The sequence below is a fragment of the Microbacterium sp. 70-16 genome (genome assembly GCF_001898315.1).
Taxonomy (GTDB): domain Bacteria; phylum Actinomycetota; class Actinomycetes; order Actinomycetales; family Microbacteriaceae; genus Microbacterium.
The window spans coordinates 69,052-86,800 of record NZ_MKTQ01000014.1 but is presented as its reverse complement, the minus strand read 5'-3'; the positions used below and the strand labels follow the sequence as shown (position 1 = coordinate 86,800).

Here is a 17,749-nt window from a genome sequence, read left to right as displayed (position 1 = left end):
CAATGGTGCCATGGGAATCTTCCAGAGCCGCCCCGAAGAGCCGGACGAGTGGGCGGGCCTGCCCGCTGAGCCGTGGCAGCCGCGCGTGCCGGGAGAGGTGCTGCCGCCGCCGATCGGCGATGCCGTGGTGCTGGGCACCGAGGGGATCTCACTCACCGACCCGGCACAGCTGTCGACGATCGAGATCGCCGTCGACGCGGGTGGCGACAGCGACTGAGTCAAGCCGCGTCACCCGCTACCCTCGACGCATGGACGACACGATGGCGCGGCTGGCCGCCTGGCTGCCGCACCAGCGCTGGTTCACCACGACGGGGCGCACGCCGCAGCTGCGCGAGCTCGCGAACGTGGAGCTGCCCTCCCCTGACCCGGACGCGCGCGTGCGTGTGCTCATCGTCGCCGACGACGCGCCCGCCCGACCCGTCGTCTACCAGGTGCCCGTCGTCGAGCGCGCGGGCGCTGTGGCGCGCGAGACCTCGGGATGGATCGACGGGTCACAAGAGACGGCGCTCATCGACGGACCGTACGACGCGGCGTTCACGGGGGCGTTGCTCGAGCTGGTGGCCCCCGGCGCCGCCGGTGCCGCCGCGGCGCGCGGCGAGGTGCTGCGTGGCGAGCAGTCGAACACGTCGATCATCTATCGCCCTGCAACCGGCCGGCCGGTCATCTGCAAGGTGTTCCGACAGCTCAGCGCCGGCGTCAACCCCGACATCGAACTGCAGAGCGCCCTCGCCGGCATCGGGTCGCCGCATGTGCCCGCCGTCATCGGCGTGTTCGACGGTCGCTGGACCGACCCCGTGGATGCCACACGCACGTTGCCAGGCACTCTGGCGTTCGCTCAGGAGTTCTTCCCCGACGTCGAGGATGCCTGGCGGGTCGCGCTGCGCGCGGCCGAGGCCGGCGAGGACTTCACCGCCCCCGCCGAAGAGCTCGGCCGCGCCACCGCCGCCGTCCACCGCGATCTCGCGCGACTGTTCCCGACACCGCCTGCCGACGGCGCGAAACGCGCTGCGCTGATCGAGACCTGGCGGAGGCGCCTTGAGATCGCCGCGACAGAGGTGCCGCAATTGGGCCCGCAGCTGAGCGCCATCCGAGACCGCTACGCGATGGCGGCATCCACCGAATGGCCCGCACTGCAGCGCATTCACGGCGACTATCACCTGGGTCAAGTGCTGCAGGTGCCGCACCGCGGCTGGGTGCTGCTCGACTTCGAGGGCGAACCCATGCGCCCCATGGACGAACGCCGCAAGCCCGACCTCGCGCTGCGCGACATCGCGGGCATGCTCCGCTCGTTCGACTACGTCGCGGGCTCCCTCGCCCTGACGCGCACCACGACGACGGCGGAGGCATGGTCCTCCGCCGCACGCGCGGCATTCCTCGCCGGCTACCGCGAGGTCGCCGGAACCGACCCGGCCGGCCCGCTGCTGGACGCGCTGGAGCTTGAGAAGGCCGTGTACGAGGCGATCTACGAAGCGAGGCACCGCCCCGGGTGGCTGTCGATCCCGCTGGCGGCGGTCGACCGCCTGATCACGCGGGGCTGAAGCGTCAGTCCTCGTCGAGCTCCGCATCGTCCTCGGCGTCGTCATCGTCGTCCACCCGGGATGCCGCGTGCCACTGATCCCACCGATCCATCAGCAAGCGGATCGCGCCCTCGAACCGTGCTGTGGCCGCGCCCGGCGTCGTATCGCCGAAGTAGTGTCGCACCCAGCCTTCGAGGCGGCCCGTGGCGCCCGGGTCCGAGAGCACGCGCTCTGTCTCGTCGAGGATGCGCGGCGCGGCATCGGCGGTGAGCCACTCGGCATCGGAGAGGTAGCCGTGCGTGTCGACCGCCGCAGCCGGGTCGACGGGGCGCGTGATCATCAGGGGCTTGTCGGCGGCGAGTCGGTCGTAGACCATCGCCGAGATGTCGACGACGGCGACGTCGGCCGCAGCCAGCTGCCAGCCGAGGTCGGGCTTGTCGTCGAACACGTGCGCGGCGGTGGGATCGGCGGCGTTGGCCGCCGCGATGGCGGCGATGATCCGATCGTTCGCGGCGCCGTACTCGGCATCCACGACACCCGAACGCGGGTGCGGCCGGTAGATGAGACGGTGGCGCGGCGAGGCGAGCAGCGCGGTCGCGAGTGCCTCGCCGTGCGTGCGGATCGAGCCGTAGTGCGCCGAGGGGCGGTCGCCCTCCCATGTCGGCGCGTACAGCACGACGGTGCGTTCGTCGGGGTGATACGGGAGCTCGCCCGAGTAGTAGTCGGCCTGCGGGCGACCGATCGGGATCGTCCGGCTGTCGAGGTCGTAGTCCCACAGCACACGCGCGAGCCGCTCGCGGGCCGCGTCACCGGCGACCAGCGCGTAGTCGTACGCCTTGAACTGGTTGGTGGTCATGTACATCTTGTCGGACTCGCCGTGGTTGATGAACACGTGCCAGCGCCGCCCGTACCGGAACATCTGGAAGTTGCGGGTGTTCTGGTTCACGTACAGGACGATGCGGATGTCTTGCTTCGCGATGTAGCGCTCGAGGTCTCGCACCGTCGGGACGTAGGCGACCGGCACAGCGCCGTCGGCGACGATCGCACGGGCACCCGTCGCCTGACGCGACAGCACGACGACCGGCCACGTCTGCGCCAGATGTTGCAGCGGCTTGTACCACTGGCGGATCTGGTACATGTTGACCTCGCCGTCGGCGAAGTACACCGCGACACGGAAGTGGTCGGCGGGGTGACGCCCCAGCGCCGACAGCCGCGCGCGCACGTCGCGCACCGCCATGCGACTGCGCACGGCCTTGCGCACCAGCACGACCGCCTTGCGGCCATCCGAGATCCATCCCACGCTTCCAGCCTAACGAGCCGCACGCGCGCGCTCGGCCGCGGCGCCGACACGTCGGCGTGACATGATCGACGGATGCACGATGTCGATCCGGGCGGGCGGGATGCCCCGGTGCCGCCGCCGGGGGCCGGCGTCAGTTTCGTCATGCCCGTCCTCAACGAGGAGCGCTACCTCGAGGCCGCCGTCGAGAGTGTGCTCGCGCAGGAGGTCGACGGCCCGTCCGAGCTCATCCTGGCGCTGGGGCCGTCGACGGATGCCACGGACGAGATCGCGCGGCGCCTCGCGGCGGCCGACCCCCGCGTCCGTCTCATCGCCAATCCCGCGGCCGACATTCCGGTCGGGCTCAACCTCGCCATTCGCGCGTCGACCCACCCGACGATCGTGCGTGTCGATGCGCACTCCGCACTCGAGCCGGGTTACGCACGGCAGGCTCTTGCGACGCTCGCGCGCGTGCGGGCCGCGAACGTCGGCGGCGTCATGCGCGCCGAGGGCCGCACCCCGTTCCAACGCGCCGTCGCACGCGCGTACAACTCCCCCATCGGCCTCGGCGGCGGCGCCTACCATTCGGGCGGCACCGCGGGCCCCGCTGAGTCGGCCTACCTCGGCGTCATGCGCCGCGCCGTGCTGGATGAGGTGGGCCTGTTCGACGAGAGCATCCGCCGCGGCGAGGACTGGGAGCTCAACCTGCGCATCCGCCGCGCCGGCTACCGGGTCTGGTTCGACCCCGAACTGGCCGTCGCGTACTGGCCGCGCGAGCGCTGGACGGCCCTCGTACGCCAGTTCCGCTCGACCGGCACGTGGCGCGGCGAGCTCGTCCGGCGCTTCGGCCGGCGCAACTCGCTCCGTTTCTTCGCACCGCCCGCGCTCGTCATCATCGCGGTTCTCGCCCTCGTCATCGGGGCCCTGCAGCTGACCGGCGTCATCGGCGGGACGGCGAGCATCGCGGCATCCGTCGTCTATCTGCCTCTGCTCGCCTACCTCGTGCTGATCGCCGCGTACGCGGGCAGTCGGCAGGCCGGGCCCGGCTGGCGCGAACGCCTGTGGGCACCCGTCGTGATCGCCTCGATGCACCTCGCGTGGGGGCTGGGATTCCTCGTCGGCGCCGCGACCGGCGCACGCGAGAACATCGACACCTCGCGGTTGCGCCGCAACACACCGCTCCCCTGAGTCGTACCCGAATCACGCGGTCGCACCCGCGACGGCTCAGGCGCGGTCGACGAATCCCTGGTCGAGGATCCGCGCGACCACGCGCTCGGCGGCGTGACCGTCGTCGCGCGCGTTGAAGCGCTCACGCCACTGCTCGTACCGCTGCGCGTACTCGGGCGGGATGCCCTCCGTCGCGAGTGCGGCAGTGAGCTCGTCCTGGGTCGTCACAAGCGGCCCTGGAGCATGAGCGGCGAGATCGAAGTAGAACCCGCGCAGGCGCTCGCGATAGTCGGCGAGGTCAGGCGTGAAGAACACGATCGGCTTGCCGGTCGCGGTGTAGTCGAACATCACCGACGAGTAGTCGGTGATGACGGCGTCGGCCACGACGAGTAGCTCGGCGATGTCGGGATAGGCCGTCACGTCGATCAGCCGCGCACCGTGCGTGTCACTGCCGGGCAGGATCGTCCGCGAATGGCCGCGCACGAGCAGGACCGCCCCGGTGTCGGCGGCGAGCTTCTGCAGATCGAGGAAGTCGACCATCGTGTCACGGTCATCGCGCCACGTCGGCGCGTACAGGATGACCCGTTCGTCGGCGCCGATGCCCAGTGCCGCACGGGCTTTCGCCCCGTCGCCTGTGACGAGCGTGTCGTTGCGCGGGTAACCCTCGACCCAGACGGGCCGCCGCAGGAACGCGTAGGCCTTGCGCAGCACGCGCTCGCCGTACGGGTTCTGCGCGAGCAGCACATCCCAGCGCCGACTCTCCCGCAGTACCGCCAGCATGCGCCGCGGGTCGAAACCGGGGCGGTGCAGCGCCAGACGCTTGAGCGGGGTGCCGTGCCACGTCTGCAGCACGACCTGTCCGGCGCGCCGCTCGTACCGGCGGCGTAGCCAGTCGTTGACGACGAGCAGGCGCGCCGCGCCACGCGCCCGCCACCACTGCGGACTGCCCTCGACGACGGCGATCGCGCCGTCGGGCACCTGCACCGACAGGTCGACGACACTCCAGTAGCGCGTCACGCCCGGTGCGACGCGGGCCAGTTCGCGGTCGATCGCGCGCGGATTGCAGCTCGCATTGCGCCCATAGAAGCTCTCGAAGAACACCGCGTTCTCGAGCCCCTGCGGGCGCGTCGCGTAACGCCGCTCGAGCGCCGCCTGTCCCTCCCCCGAGTCGTACGCCACATCAATCGGCGGGCGCACGCTCAGCACGTCTCCGTCGAGCTGCACCCGCACCGTCGCCGTGAGCGTCGCGGGCAGCGACGCTGTGACGGGCACGGCCGCACCGCCCGCTGCCTCGATGTGCAGCCGGTACTCGCCGCTCGGCAGCGGCAGTTCCGGCCCGCCCCACCGTGCGGCGCGCAGCGGCAGACGCGCCGTCCACGTCGTGCCGCGCCCCGTGGGGCGTGCGCTGACCGTCGCGCGGCGTCCCGTGAGTGTGACCCGCTGTGGCCGGGGCCCCGTGCCGCCGAGGATGAGCGTGGGCTCGGCGCTGTCGTCGAGGTGCGCGGTGATCGTCATGAGGGCCTCTCGGTGGCCGGCGGGTGGGGTGGCAGCAGGCGTCGGATCGCGCGGTACACCCGCTCCGTGTTGCGGCCGTCGTCGAAGGCATGCATGCGCGCGCTCAGCGCGGCCGCGCGAGCGACGCGCTCAGCACGATCCTCCGGGTCGGTCAGCAGGGCGCGCAGTGCGGCGATGAGCTCGGTCCAATCACGTGCGGGTGCGGCGCCGGCGACGTCGGCGTAGGTGCCGTAGAAGCCTCTGCTGCGCTGATACGCGTCGAGATCGGGGGCGAAGAACAGCGTCGGCAGCGGCACGAGGGCCGCGTCGTAGGCCAGCGACGAGTAGTCGGTGACGAGGGCATCCATCCCCGGCAGCAACGGCGTGATGTCGGGGGCGAGGTCACCGCCGAGCATACGGACGCGCGCCCCCTGCAGCGTCGTGTAGTCGCCGGCGCCGAGATGGTGCGAGCGCACGAGCAGCACCGCGCGCGCATCGTCGAGTAGCGCGTGCAGGGCCGTGATCTCGCTCGCCCCGGGCACGGACGGATCATCCGCACCGTCGCGCCACGTCGGCGCGTACAGCACGACGGTCTCGTCGCCTCCGACGGTGCCGACGAGGCTCGCCAATGCGGCGCGGGCAGTAGCTCGCCGCCCGTCGGCGGTTCCGCGCGAGAGCACGTCGGTGCGCGGCTCCCCCGTGACGGGTACCCGCGCCGTCGCCAACCCGAACGCCGACTCGAGGCGGCCGCGCACGAGCTCGGACGCGGCGGGCAGCACCCGGATGCGGCCCTGCGTGCGGCGGTAGAGCGCGGCGAGACTCCGGCGGGTGATCCCGCGCGCGAACGGCAGCGGGCTGTCGATGGTGACCGTGGCATCCAGACCGATGCGCTTGAGGGGGATGCCGTGCCACAGCTGCACGATGACGCCGCCGGTCGCCGCGTAGCGGTTGACGTCGCCGAATCCGTGCGTGACGACGGTGACGGCCGCCCGTGCCGTCAGCCAGAACCCGCGCGGGGATCCCTTCGGCGTGAACCTGATGCCCCGCGCCCGCGCCTGCGCGGCCTGATCTGCGCTGCCCGTGAGCCACACGGTGCGCTCACCGCGCTCGGCGGCGTGCTCCCACAGGGCCCACGCCCCGTCGGCGAGGCCCGCGGCGGACCCGAACACCCACAGATCGCGCGTGCGCCGGATCACGAGCGTCGCGAGGCGCCCCAGCGCGTACAGCGGGATGCGCAGGAGCTTCCCGGCGTTGCCGGCGCCGAACGAGAAGGACGCCACCCCGCGAGCCTATCGCGGGGTGGCGTCCTTCTCGTTGTGCCGGGTTACTCCGTCAGCGACCCGAGCGTGACCTCGACCGAAGCCCTCTTGCCGTCGCGCTCGTAGACGACCGTGGCGGTGCTACCCGCGGCGAGGGCCCGCACCTGGGCGGTCAGATCCGTCGCGTCGGTGATCGGGACACCGTTGAACGACGTGACGACGTCGCCCTGCTGCAGCCCGGCAGCCGCGGCCGCGCCACCGCTGGTGACGCTGGCGATGTAGGCGCCGGCCGTCGTGGCATCCGTCTGCGCGGAAGCGTCACTCACACCCGCGCCGAGCAGACCGTGCGTCGCCACGCCGTCGGCGATCAGTTCGTCGGTGACGCGCTTGACGATGTCGGACGGAATCGAGAAGCCGACGCCGATCGAGCCGGACTGGCTCGAGCTTGAGCTGCTCGACCCGGTCGAGGCGATCGCGACATTGATGCCGATCAGCTTGCCGTCGCCGTCGAGCAACGCGCCGCCGGAGTTACCCGGGTTGATCGCGGCATCGGTCTGGATCACGGCGATCGAGATCGACGAGGTCGTCGAGGACTGCTGCTGGCCCTGGCCGAAGTCGAACTGGAACGGCGAGTCCTGGCCGCCCGAGTTCGAGTCCTGGCTCTCGCTGTCGGGCGCGGCCGACGAGGCGATCTGGATCGAGCGGTTCAGCGCGCTGACGATACCGGTCGTGACCGTGTTGGACAGGCCCAGCGGGGCGCCGATCGCGACGGTCTGGTCGCCGACGTTGAGGTTGCTCGAGTCGCCGAACTCGATCGGGGTCAGGCCCGACGCGTCGGTGAGCTTGATGACCGCGAGGTCGTACGTCGGGTCGGTGCCGACGATCGTCGCCGCGTACACCTTGCCGTCGGAGGTCGTGACCGACAGCTGCGCGTCGGCGGTCGCGCCGTCGAGCGTGACGACGTGCGTGTTCGTGACGACGTAGCCGTCCGCGGTCAGGATGACGCCCGACCCCGTGCCACCGGACGAACCGGACGTCGCCGAGATCGTGACGACGCTCGGCAGCGCCTTGGCGGCGATCGCGGTCGTCTGGTTCACCGAGTCGGTGTTGTTGACCGTGACGGCGGCGGGGCCGGTCGTGACGACGGTCTGCGGCTGCGCGAAGAACGAGCTGCCCGCGGCAGCACCGCCGAGGCCCGCGGCACCGCCGACGAGGGCGGCGGCCACCATGATGCCGACGATGCGGCCCGCGCCGACCTTGCCCGAGGGCGCCGTCGTCGTGGATGCCGTGTGGGGAGCGGCCGGTGCCGTGTGAGCCGGCTGCGCGGTCTGCCCGTACGGCGCGGTGCCGTAGGCGGCGGTCGCCTCGGCGTAGGTCGGGACGCGAGGAGCCGTGTACTGCGGCTGCCCGGCGTAGGCGCCGTAGGCGGGCTGCATCGGCTGCACGGGCGTGGGCTGCACCGGTTGCACCGGCGTCGGCTGCACGGCGGCGGGCTGTGCCGGGGCGTCCGCCGCGGGGGCGGCCGACGCGGCGTCGGCCGCAGCCTGAGCCGGCAGCGGCGGGCGCTCGGCGGGCGCGGCGGCGACGTCAGGGACGTCGGAAGCCGGCGACGCCGGAGAGAGGGGCTCCTCAGCGGAGGCATCCGACTGTTCCGGAGTGTTCGAGGTGGGGGCGTTGTCGCTCATCGGTGATTCCTTCTTCCCAAGACACGATCAGGATGCCGCGGGAGTCTGTGCGTTCCATATGGCCACGCCCCCATCAGCCTATGTGTCTGTGGTGAGCAGGCAGATAGTCGCTCTCGTGTGCTGCGACTAACGTGGAGGCGATGCGAGAGATTCCCGGCGCCTGGCGGCGCACCGCCCGCGGAGCAGGCCTACTCGGCCCCGGCGACGCGCCCGCACCGACGATCTTCGCCGAGATGACCGCCCTCGCTGCGCGGACGGGTGCGATCAATCTGGGACAGGGTTTTCCCGACGAGGACGGCCCCGCAGAGGTCCGTGAGGCCGCGCTTGCGGCGATCGCGGACGGCGCGAATCAGTATGCGCCGGGTCGCGGGGTGCCGGTGCTGCTCGATGCGATCGCCGCCCATCAGCGCCGGTTCTACGACCTCGAGGTCGACCCGCAGCGCGAGGTGCTCGTGACGGCCGGCGCCACCGAGGCCCTCGCCGCCACGCTGCTCGCGCTCATCGACTCCCCCGATGACGAGGTCGTCGTCTTCGAGCCGTACTACGACTCGTATGCCGCCTGCGTCGCGCTCGCCGGGGCGCGACTGGTCCCCGTGCCGCTGCGCTTCCCCGACTTCCAACCCGACCTCGACGAGCTGGCACGCGCTGTCACCGACCGCACGCGGATCATCCTCGTCAACGACCCGCACAACCCCACCGGCGCCGTGTTCTCCGCAGACGTCCGCGCCGAGATCGTGCGGCTCGCGCGCCTGCACGATGCCCTCATCGTCACCGACGAGGTGTACGAGCACCTCGTCTTCGATGGCGCGCATGTTCCCCTCGCGACGCTGCCGGGCGCGGCCGAGCGCACGCTGTCGATCTCCTCCGGCGGCAAGACGTTCTCGATGACCGGCTGGAAGATCGGCTGGGTCACCGGCCCCGCCGACCTCGTCGACGCGGTGCTGGCGGTCAAGCAGTTCCTGACCTACACCAACGGCACCCCGTTCCAGCCGGCGATCGCCGCGGGACTCGGCCTGCCCGACGCGTACTTCTCCGGCATCGCCGCGACCCTGCGCGCCAAGCGCGACCTGCTCGGCGACGGCCTGCGCGCTGCCGGCTTCGATGTCTCGATCGCGGCGGGTTCGTACTTCACGGTCGCCGATGCCGCGCCGTTCCTGAGCTCCGGTCAGGATGCCGCGGACTTCTGCCGCGCCCTGCCCGAGCGCGCCGGCGTCGTGGCGATCCCGCTGACCGCGTTCGCCTCGCCGCAGCACCGCGCCCAGTACGCGAGCCTCGTCCGCTTCGCGGCGTGCAAGCGCACCGAGGTCATCGCCGAGGCATCCGCCCGTCTCAGCGCTCTGCGCTGAACTCGTCGCGGGGCACGACCCGAAATCGCCGCAGGGCGAGCGCCGGATTGACCCGCCGCACGCGCTCGACGACGTCGACCTCGACCCACGCGACCGCGACATCGGTCGCGGTGCCGACGCCCGCGATCTCGACGCCCTGCGGATCGACGATGACGGATGCCCCGACGCCGAGCGGCGGCGGGTGGTCGGCGCCCGCCACATACAGGGTGTTCTCGATGGCGCGCGCGTGCAGCAAGGTGCGCCAGTGGTGCTCCTTGAGCGGGCCTCGCACCCACTCGGCGGCCGTCAGGATGACGTGCGCGCCCGCGTCGGCGAGGGTGCGGGCGACCTCGGGGAACCGCAGGTCGTAGCACGTCATGAGCGCGAAGCCCACGCCGTCGAGCTCGAAGGTCTGCGGCGGCTCGAGGCCGCCCGGCTCGATCCAGTCCGACTCGTGCTCGCCGAACGCGTCGTACAGATGCAGCTTGCGGTACACGGCGCGCACCCCGCTGCCGTCGACGGCGACGACCGCGTTCCGCACGCGGTCACCCTCGCCGCGTTCGACCAGCCCCGCGACGATCGTGACGCCGTGCCGCGTCGCGCACGCCCGGAGCGCCGTCGTGAAGGCGCCGCCCAGATCCTGCGCGTGGGCAGCGAGGGTTTCATCGAACGGGTCGACGAAATAGCTCGCGTACTCGGGGAACAGCACGAGACGCGCGCCCCGCGCAGCAGCACGCGCGGTGAGCTCGTCGATCGCGGTGAGGTTGGCGCCTTCGTCTGCCGTCGGCGCGAACTGCGCAACGGCGACCGCGATGCCCGCGGCATCCCCGCTCACCCGATCACCTTCCGCCGCTGCCGCCACGGCACGATGATCCACAGCACGATCACGACGATGCTCGCTGCGATCCCGACGACCCACGATGCCGTCTCACCGACGACGACATCGAAGACGAACGCGACGACGCCGACCAGCAGCGCCGCGATCGTCGCGAGCACCGTGACCAGCGCCGCATGCCCGAAGGCGACGACGGTCTGTTTCTCGCGACGCGCGAACAGCGCCCGATGCAACGCGACGGGCGAGAGCGCGACGATCGCGCTGAGCGCCGACAGCACCACGAGAATGAGGTAGAACAGCCGCTGGTTCTCGCTCAGCGCCGCGAACGCGGGCTGAAAGGCGATCGCGAGCAGGAAGCCCGTGAGGATCTGCGTGCCGGTCTGCAGCACGCGCAGCTCCTGCAGCACGTCCGTCCAGTTGCGGTCGGCGCGCTCGGTGGGCGTCTCGTTGCGCCCGTCGGAAGTCATGCCCACATCCTCCCCCGCCGCTCCGGATGCCTGCAACGTGCGACCCACTCTGAAACCCGTGCTAGAGTAGTTTCTTGTGCCGCGGGGTGGAGCAGCTCGGTAGCTCGCTGGGCTCATAACCCAGAGGTCGCAGGTTCAAATCCTGTCCCCGCAACGAAAAAGAAGAAGGCGTCCCACATGGGGCGCCTTCTTCTTTTGGCTGCCGGGACCGTTGTCTTGACCTGCATGCAGGGGGTCCCGCGCCGCCGGAGGCTCCGCGCGCCGCGCACCGCCAAGTGGAGGGGCGGCGTGGCCAAATCCTGTCCCCGCAACGAAAAGAGAAGGACCCCGCTTCGGCGGGGTCCTTCTCTTTTGCAGCCTGGGTCAGTCGCCGCTCAGCGCGAGCAGCTGCTCGACCGCCGCAGTGAGGCGGGCATCGGCCTCGGCGAACTTCGTCAGGTCACCCTCCTTCAGCGCGGCGTCGCGGTCGAGCATCGCCTGCTGGGCCTCTTGCAGCGCAGCCTGGAACGCGACGTCGGTGCCCGTCGACCCACCTGTCGACCCGTCACCGGTCGCGGTCGGGTCGGGGGTCGGCGTGACGTTGCCGTCGCCGGTGTTAGCGCCCGAGTCGCCGCCGAAGAGGGCATCCAGGGCATCCTGCAACGTGTCTTCGAACGCGACCGAATCACCGAACGCGACCAGGATCTTCTGCAGCGTCGGCAGCTTCGTGCCACTGGATGCCTGCACGAAGACCGGCTGCACGTAGAGCAGACCGCCGCCGACCGGCAGCGTCAGCAGGTTGCCGTTGAGCACCTCAGACTGACCCTGCTGCAGGATGTTGATGAACGACGACACGCTCGGCTCGGCGTTGAAGGTGTTCTGCACCTGACCGGGGCCCGGCACGCTGACGTCGGCGCTGATCTCCAGCATCCGCAGCTTGCCGTAATCCTCGGCCTTGGTGCCTGCGGTGGCGCCGGCGTCCGAGTCGACCGCCAGGTAACCCATGAGGACGTTGCGCGCACCGTCACCCTCGGAGGCCGGGATGAACGACGTGAACATCGAGAAGGTCGGGTCGTCCTGCCCGGGCATCTTCATCGTCAGGTAGTACGGCGGCTGCAGCACGTCGTTGGTCGCGACCGGGTCGTTCGGCGTCTTCCACGCGTTGTCGCGGGCGTAGAACGAGGCCGCGTCGTCAACGTGATACGTGCCGAGCATGGCGCGCTGCACCTTGAACAGGTCGGTCGGGTAGCGCACGTGGCTCATCAGGTCGGCGCTCATCTCCGAGATCGGCTTGAGCGTCGACGGGTACACCTTCTGCCACGCCTGCAGCAGCGGGTCGGTGTCGTCCCACGCGTAGAGGGTGACCGTGCCGTCGTAGGCGTCGACGGTCGCCTTCACCGAGTTGCGGATGTAGTTGACGTCGTCGAGCGCGACGCGCGGCTGCGTGTTCGTCGTGTCGCTGATCGCGTCGCGCAGGCTCACGACCTCGGAGTACGGGTAGTCGGCGCTGAGCGTGTATCCGTCGATGATCCACACGATGCGCCCGTCGACGACCGACGGATACGGGTCGTTGTCGAGCTCGAGATAGGGCGCAACCTTCTGCACACGCGTCTTGGGGTCGCGGTCGTAGAGGATCTGCGAGTCATCGTTGATGGCATCCGAGAACAGGATGTCGGTCGACTGGAACTTCAGCGAGTAGATCAGCCGGTTGAACAGGTTGCCGACACTCGGTCCACCGTCGCCGCTGAACGTCGTCTTGGTCTGGGCGGCGCCGTCGGTGCCGCGCGGGTAGTCCAGCTCGATGTCGGTGCCGCCTTCGGGCCCGCCGACGATCGAGTAGGTCGGTGAGGACTCGCCGAAGTAGACGCGCGGTTCGTAGTCGGTGTCGTCGGTCAGCGAACCCGCCGTCGGGATGCCCCGCTCGAGGAACACCGGGTTGCCGTCGGTCGTGCGCTCGTTGCCCTTCGCGGCGACGATGCCGTAGCCGTGCGTGTAGACGAGGGTCGTGTTGTACCAGGATGCCGCGGCGCCCAGCTGCGCGAGGTTCAGATCCCGCACCGAGACGACGGTGTCCTGCGACTCCCCGTCGATCTCGTATCGGTCGACATCGAGCGGGTCGGTGAACTGGTAGTACGAGCGGTACTGCTCGAGCTGGCGCACGGTCGGCGAGATGATCGCGGGGTCCATGATGCGGATGGATGCCGTCGTGTCGGCGTCCGCGCGCAGCTGCCCCGGCTCGGCATCCGTGACCGCCTGGAAGTCGCTCTTCTCGAGTCCGTCGATGCCGTACGCGACCTTCGTCGCGTCGATGTTGCGCTGGTAGTACTCGCTCTCCAGAGTCTCCTGGTTGGGTACGACCTGGAACTGATTGACGAACCACGGGTAGGCGACGCCGACGACGAGCGAGGTCACGATCAGCAGCGCCGTCGCGATCAGCGGGAAGCGCCAGCGCCCGATCAGCGCCGTGATGAAGAAGAGGATCGCGACGATGATCGCGGCGATCGAGAGGATCGTGAGCCCGGGGATGATCGCGTGGTCATCGACGTAGCTCGCACCCGTGATGCGCCCGCTCTGCTCGGTCAGGGTCTTGTAGCGGTCGACCCACAGGCTGGCCGCCTGCACGGCCAGGTAGAGACCGGCCAGCACCGCGAGCTGGATGCGCGCGGCCTTCGAGATGCGCAACTCGCGCTGCCCGATGCGCACCGAGCCGTACAGGTAGGCGACGAGAACCGTGACGATGAGGCAGACCAGCAGCACGGCCGAGGCGAACCCGAGCACCGAGCTGAACAGCGGCAGCGAGAACAGGTAGAAGCCGATGTCCATGTTGAACTGCGGATCGGTCGTGCCGGTGTCGACGCGGTTCGCCCACAGCCACACCGTCTCCCACTGCGCCGCCGCGGCGAATCCGGCGAAGAAGCCGAAGAAGACGGGGATGCCCCACATCGCGAGGCGCCGCAGGGGCTCGACGACCTCCTGGTAGTGGTCCAGCTGCGAGGTCAGGCGCGCATAGACGGGTCGCAGGCGGTACGCCAGCTGGATCGCCGCGAACACGGGGATCGCCATCGCGAGGAACCCGATCACGAACATCACGACGCGGGCTGTCCACTGCGTCCACAGGACGCTGGAGAAGCCCAGCTGGTCGAACCACAGCCAGTCGGCGTACAGGCTCGCGAAGATGAAGAAGGCCACCACGATGGCCGCGATGACGGCCAGAGTGATGCCGATCGCGCGGCGGAACGGACTGGGCGTGGCCTGGTTCGGCGCTGAGGTCGTGGTCACGCCTCTATCCTAGGCGCGGGGATTCTGGGCGGATGCCTAGGAGCAGGTCGGCAGGGCATCGAGGTCGCCGCCGTCGCGAATCGTCTCGAGCACGGTCAGCGCGTCATCGAGTGTTGCCACGGAGAAGACCCGCAGGCCCGACGGGATGTGCCCGACGACCTCGTCGCAATTGCTCTCCGGAGCGAGGAACCATTCGGCACCGGCATCCTTCGCCCCGTACAGCTTCTGCCGGATGCCACCGATCGCGCCGACCGTGCCGGCAGCGTCGATCGTGCCGGTTCCGGCGACCTGCTCGCCGCCGTTGAGCTCGCCCTCGCTGAGGGTGTCGATGATGCCGAGTGCGAACATCATGCCCGCCGACGGCCCGCCGACGTTGTCGAGTTGGATCGTGACGTCGATCGGGAAGTCGTAGTCGTGCAGTGTCGTGACCCCGATGAGCCAGGTGTCCTTGCCGTCGACGGTCGCCAGCGTCGGAGTGACCGTCTCGGTGAGCGTCTCGCCCGCCCGCTCGACCGTGAGTTCGACCGGCGCACCCTCGCCCGCGTTGATGATCGAGCGCAGCTCGTCGGTCTCGGTGATCGCCTGCCCGTTCGCGGCGCGGATGATGTCGTCGGGTTCGAGGATGCCCTGCGCCGCCGAATCGTCGGTGAGCGAGTACACGCGCACCATCGCCTGCACGTCGTAGCCGAGCTCGGTGAGGGCGGCGGCGGTCGCCTCCTTCTGCGAGTCGACCATCATGACGGCGCTCTCCTGGTTGCGCTCCTCGGTCGTCTGCCCCTCCGGGAAGACATCGTCCAGCGGCAGCACGGCCTTCGCCGGGTCGAACCACGCCAGCGCGAGCTCGAACCATGACGGCGTGCGCTCGCGCGAGCCGACGACCTGCACCGTCAGCAGGTCGAGGGCACCGGCGGTCGGATAGGTCTGCGCACCCGAGACCGAGATGAGGGGGACGTCATCGCCGTCGGAGTTCTGCACCGAGCCCAGCGTGTTGAAGACGGGACCGGGACGCTGGATGACGAACGAGCTCGGCAGCAGCGTCAGAGCCAGCAGGGCGAACAGCGCGACCGTGAGCGCCCAGATCCCGACCGAGGCCGAGCGGGACAGTCGCCGGCGGGCGGGCACGATCGTCGTCCCCTCATCGAACAGTGCCACGGCAGCCCTTTCCGGCCGGTCGTTCGCGATCGGCGTACAGACGACATCCTCGACCAGGCCGCGAGACGCGCCGCGGCGGAAGCCGTGCGACTAGCGTAGAACGCGACGAGATCCGCCTGCTGAAAGGCGCCTGACATGGCTGACGACGACACTCCCGACCGCTCCGGCGAAGAGGAGTTCCAAGAGCTGCTGCGCAACCTGCTCGGCGCGGGCGGAGCAGGGCTGGACCCCGCGCAACTCGAGGGTCTGTCGCGCATGGGCGTCGACCCCGCGATGCTGCAGCAGATCATGGGGCAGATGCAGGCCGCGTTCTCGCAAGCCGGTTCCGCCGGCGACGGCATCGACTGGGGCGCCGCGAAGACACAGGCGCTGCACCTGTCGAACAAGGACGGACTGAGCATCTCGACGGGCGACCGTGCCGAGTTCGAGCAGGCGTTCGCGCTCGCCACCCTGTGGCTGAGCGAGGCGACGTCGATCTCTGAGCTGGCCGCTCCCCCGGTCGCCATCACGCGCGGTGACTGGGTCGAGCAGACCCTGCCAGTCTGGCAGGAGCTGGCCGAACCCGTCGCCGAGTCGATCGCGGGTGCACTCACCTCGGTCATCGACGAGCAGACCCCCGAAGAGATGAAGCAGCTCGTTGCGGGCGCGGGGGCGTTCATGCGCCGCATCGGCGGCTCGCTGTTCGCGGCGCAACTCGGCGGAGTCGTGGGGCGCCTGTCACTCGAAGTCGTCTCGGGCGGCGACGTCGGCATCCCCGTCATGCCCGACGCCGTCGCGGCGATCCTGCCGCAGAACTTCGCCGACTTCGGGCGCGACCTCGAGGTCACCGACGATCAGCTCGCGCTGTACCTCGCGACGCGCGAGCTGGCGCACGCACGCCTGTTCCGGCACGCCCGCTGGCTGCGCCTGCACGTCATCTCGCAGGTGACCGAGTTCGCCCGGGGCATCCATGTCGACACGAGCGCCCTGGAAGAGCTCGCCTCGCGCTTCGATCCGTCCAACCCCGAAGAGCTGCGCTCGCTCATCGAGTCCGGTGCCCTGCTGCCGCAGCGCACCCAGGCGCAGGAGGCGGCGCTCACCCGCCTCGAGAACCTGCTCGCCACGATCGAAGGCTGGGTCGACGTCGTGACGGCGGATGCCACGGCGCGCCTGCCCGAGGCCGCGCGGATCGCCGAGGCGGTGCGCCGCCGCCGCGCCGTCGGCGGGCCCGCCGAGCAGGCGATGGCCTCGCTCGTGGGGCTCGAACTGCGCCCGCGGCGCTTGCGCGAGGCATCCGCCATGTGGCGCGCCGTCACCGATGCCGTCGGCGCCACCGAGCGCGACAGCCTGTGGGACTACCCCGACCTCATGCCGCAGTCCGAAGACATCGACGACCCGCAGGCTCTCATCGCCCGACTGAAGGCGCGCGCCGCGGGCGAAGAGCTGCCGCGCGACGCGATGGACGAGGCGCTCGACGAACTGCTCGCGCAGGCTGCCGGTGAAGACGACGGCCGTGCAGACGACACCCCCGACGACCCGCGCCCCGTCTGAGCTGCCCCGCGCGCACGCGGCGCATCGCCTCCTCCACAGGCGGCGGATTTCGGCGATTCCGCGCTCGGCCTGTGGACAGTCGTGACGGAGGCTCCGCCGTCTGGGCATGATCGGGACATGCTCCGACTCGCTCCCTCCAGGCCCCCGCTGTGGCGCACCGAGTCGTGCCTGCAGCTGGGCGCTGACGGCACCGTGCGCATCGACGACATCACCCGCTGGCAGGAACAGCTGCTGGATGCCCTGGCCGAGGGCATCCCCGATGCCATGCTGCTGCCGCTCGCGCGGAGCCTGGGCGCACCGCTCGTGGATGCCGAGCGCTTCATCGCCGGCATCGGGGGTGCGCTGGCGCCGGGGCCGGCCGCGGCCCTGACCGCGGCCGCCGAGCTGCCGAGCGAGATCAGCTTCGCCGAGGCCGACGCGTTCGCACACGGCTGGCGCGCCGCGGGCCTTGCGATCACGACGACGACCCGCTGGACGCAAGATCGCCCCGACCGGTCGGCACCGCTCATCGTCGTCGCCGACGGCGCACTCGAGCCGCGCCGCACGGCGGCCCTGATGACAGCCGACATCACGCACCTGCCGATCGTGCTCGCCGGCGACAGCATCGTCGTGGGCCCACTGGTCGTGCCGGGCCTCACGGCGTGCCTGACCTGCCTGCACACACACCGCATCGACGCCGATCCGCAGTGGCCGCTCATCGCCGTGCAGCTCATCGGCCGTCAGCGCGTCGCGACCGACGCGGCGCTGGTCTTGGAGGCGGCGGTCCTGGCTGCACGACTGCTGA

The 17,749-nt window shown here is 70.6% G+C and carries 13 protein-coding genes and 1 tRNA gene; 6 read left to right on the top strand and 8 right to left on the bottom strand.

Annotated features, from left to right (window positions below; all coding sequences use genetic code 11):
• Positions 1–10: 10 nt before the first annotated feature.
• Positions 11–217: a hypothetical protein gene (locus tag BGO46_RS05305; protein ID WP_292677339.1), complete on the top strand. Its 207-nt coding sequence runs from the start codon at positions 11–13 to the stop codon at positions 215–217.
• Positions 218–248: 31 nt separating this feature from the next.
• Positions 249–1,538 (top strand): aminoglycoside phosphotransferase, encoded by a 1,290-nt coding sequence (locus tag BGO46_RS05300; protein ID WP_292677337.1) that lies wholly within the window; start codon positions 249–251, stop codon positions 1,536–1,538.
• A 4-nt stretch (positions 1,539–1,542) separates the two neighbouring features.
• Here BGO46_RS05300 and BGO46_RS05295 read toward each other — a convergent pair whose 3' ends face one another.
• Entirely contained in the window at positions 1,543–2,817 is a 1,275-nt protein-coding gene (locus tag BGO46_RS05295) for a CDP-glycerol glycerophosphotransferase family protein (RefSeq protein WP_292677335.1), read from the bottom strand.
• Between the two features lie 72 nt (positions 2,818–2,889).
• Here BGO46_RS05295 and BGO46_RS05290 point away from each other — a divergent pair, with 72 nt between their 5' ends.
• Positions 2,890–3,981, top strand: a complete 1,092-nt coding sequence (locus tag BGO46_RS05290; protein ID WP_292677333.1) for a glycosyltransferase family 2 protein — start codon at positions 2,890–2,892, stop codon at positions 3,979–3,981.
• A 36-nt stretch (positions 3,982–4,017) separates the two neighbouring features.
• On the opposite strand, the gene BGO46_RS05285 is transcribed toward BGO46_RS05290, so the two are convergent.
• The 3 genes from BGO46_RS05285 to BGO46_RS05275 are packed head-to-tail and all read right to left on the bottom strand — an operon-like array spanning position 4,018 to position 8,398.
• Positions 4,018–5,475 (bottom strand): CDP-glycerol glycerophosphotransferase family protein, encoded by a 1,458-nt coding sequence (locus BGO46_RS05285; RefSeq protein ID WP_292677331.1) that lies wholly within the window; start codon positions 5,473–5,475, stop codon positions 4,018–4,020.
• A complete protein-coding gene (locus BGO46_RS05280; protein WP_292677329.1) occupies positions 5,472–6,734 on the bottom strand; it encodes a CDP-glycerol glycerophosphotransferase family protein in 1,263 nt (420 codons plus the stop codon). The genes BGO46_RS05285 and BGO46_RS05280 overlap by 4 nt, the downstream gene beginning before the upstream one ends.
• Before the next feature lie 44 nt (positions 6,735–6,778).
• Complete coding sequence (locus BGO46_RS05275; RefSeq protein ID WP_292677327.1) at positions 6,779–8,398, bottom strand: trypsin-like peptidase domain-containing protein; 1,620 nt, start codon at positions 8,396–8,398, stop codon at positions 6,779–6,781.
• A 140-nt stretch (positions 8,399–8,538) separates the two neighbouring features.
• Here BGO46_RS05275 and BGO46_RS05270 point away from each other — a divergent pair, with 140 nt between their 5' ends.
• Positions 8,539–9,744, top strand: a complete 1,206-nt coding sequence (locus tag BGO46_RS05270) for an aminotransferase class I/II-fold pyridoxal phosphate-dependent enzyme (RefSeq protein ID WP_292677324.1) — start codon at positions 8,539–8,541, stop codon at positions 9,742–9,744.
• Here the strand turns inward: BGO46_RS05270 and BGO46_RS05265 are convergent.
• Together BGO46_RS05265 and BGO46_RS05260 are read right to left on the bottom strand one after the other, a co-directional pair.
• A complete protein-coding gene (locus tag BGO46_RS05265) occupies positions 9,728–10,558 on the bottom strand; it encodes a carbon-nitrogen hydrolase family protein (RefSeq protein WP_292677322.1) in 831 nt (276 codons plus the stop codon). The genes BGO46_RS05270 and BGO46_RS05265 overlap by 17 nt on opposite strands.
• The gene (locus tag BGO46_RS05260) at positions 10,555–11,025 is read right to left on the bottom strand and encodes a DUF6328 family protein (RefSeq protein ID WP_292677321.1); all 471 of its coding nucleotides are present in this window, start codon (positions 11,023–11,025) and stop codon (positions 10,555–10,557) included. Before BGO46_RS05260 ends, BGO46_RS05265 begins: the two co-directional genes overlap by 4 nt.
• Positions 11,026–11,105: 80 nt before the next feature.
• Between BGO46_RS05260 and BGO46_RS05255 the strand changes: the two genes are divergently transcribed.
• Positions 11,106–11,179: transfer RNA gene (locus BGO46_RS05255), tRNA-Met, on the top strand.
• A gap of 209 nt (positions 11,180–11,388) precedes the next feature.
• Here the strand turns inward: BGO46_RS05255 and BGO46_RS05250 are convergent.
• Positions 11,389–14,283 carry a UPF0182 family protein gene (locus BGO46_RS05250; protein ID WP_292677319.1) on the bottom strand — a complete coding sequence of 965 codons (2,895 nt, stop codon included), beginning with the start codon at positions 14,281–14,283 and terminating at the stop codon, positions 11,389–11,391.
• Between the two features lie 36 nt (positions 14,284–14,319).
• Complete coding sequence (locus tag BGO46_RS05245; protein ID WP_292677317.1) at positions 14,320–15,435, bottom strand: S16 family serine protease; 1,116 nt, start codon at positions 15,433–15,435, stop codon at positions 14,320–14,322.
• 135 nt (positions 15,436–15,570) lie between these two features.
• Between BGO46_RS05245 and BGO46_RS05240 the strand changes: the two genes are divergently transcribed.
• Positions 15,571–16,965, top strand: coding sequence for a zinc-dependent metalloprotease (locus BGO46_RS05240; protein ID WP_292677315.1), 1,395 nt, complete (start codon positions 15,571–15,573; stop codon positions 16,963–16,965).
• Positions 16,966–17,749 lie beyond the last annotated feature (784 nt).

Coding starts and splice junctions, on each gene's coding strand:
- BGO46_RS05305 (WP_292677339.1), top strand. CDS start 11: ATGGGAATCTTCCAGAGCCGCCCCGAAGAGCCGGACGAGTGGGCGGGC.
- BGO46_RS05300 (WP_292677337.1), top strand. CDS start 249: ATGGACGACACGATGGCGCGGCTGGCCGCCTGGCTGCCGCACCAGCGC.
- BGO46_RS05290 (WP_292677333.1), top strand. CDS start 2,890: ATGCACGATGTCGATCCGGGCGGGCGGGATGCCCCGGTGCCGCCGCCG.
- BGO46_RS05285 (WP_292677331.1), bottom strand. CDS start 5,475: ATGACGATCACCGCGCACCTCGACGACAGCGCCGAGCCCACGCTCATC.
- BGO46_RS05275 (WP_292677327.1), bottom strand. CDS start 8,398: ATGAGCGACAACGCCCCCACCTCGAACACTCCGGAACAGTCGGATGCC.
- BGO46_RS05270 (WP_292677324.1), top strand. CDS start 8,539: ATGCGAGAGATTCCCGGCGCCTGGCGGCGCACCGCCCGCGGAGCAGGC.
- BGO46_RS05260 (WP_292677321.1), bottom strand. CDS start 11,025: ATGACTTCCGACGGGCGCAACGAGACGCCCACCGAGCGCGCCGACCGC.
- BGO46_RS05240 (WP_292677315.1), top strand. CDS start 15,571: ATGGCTGACGACGACACTCCCGACCGCTCCGGCGAAGAGGAGTTCCAA.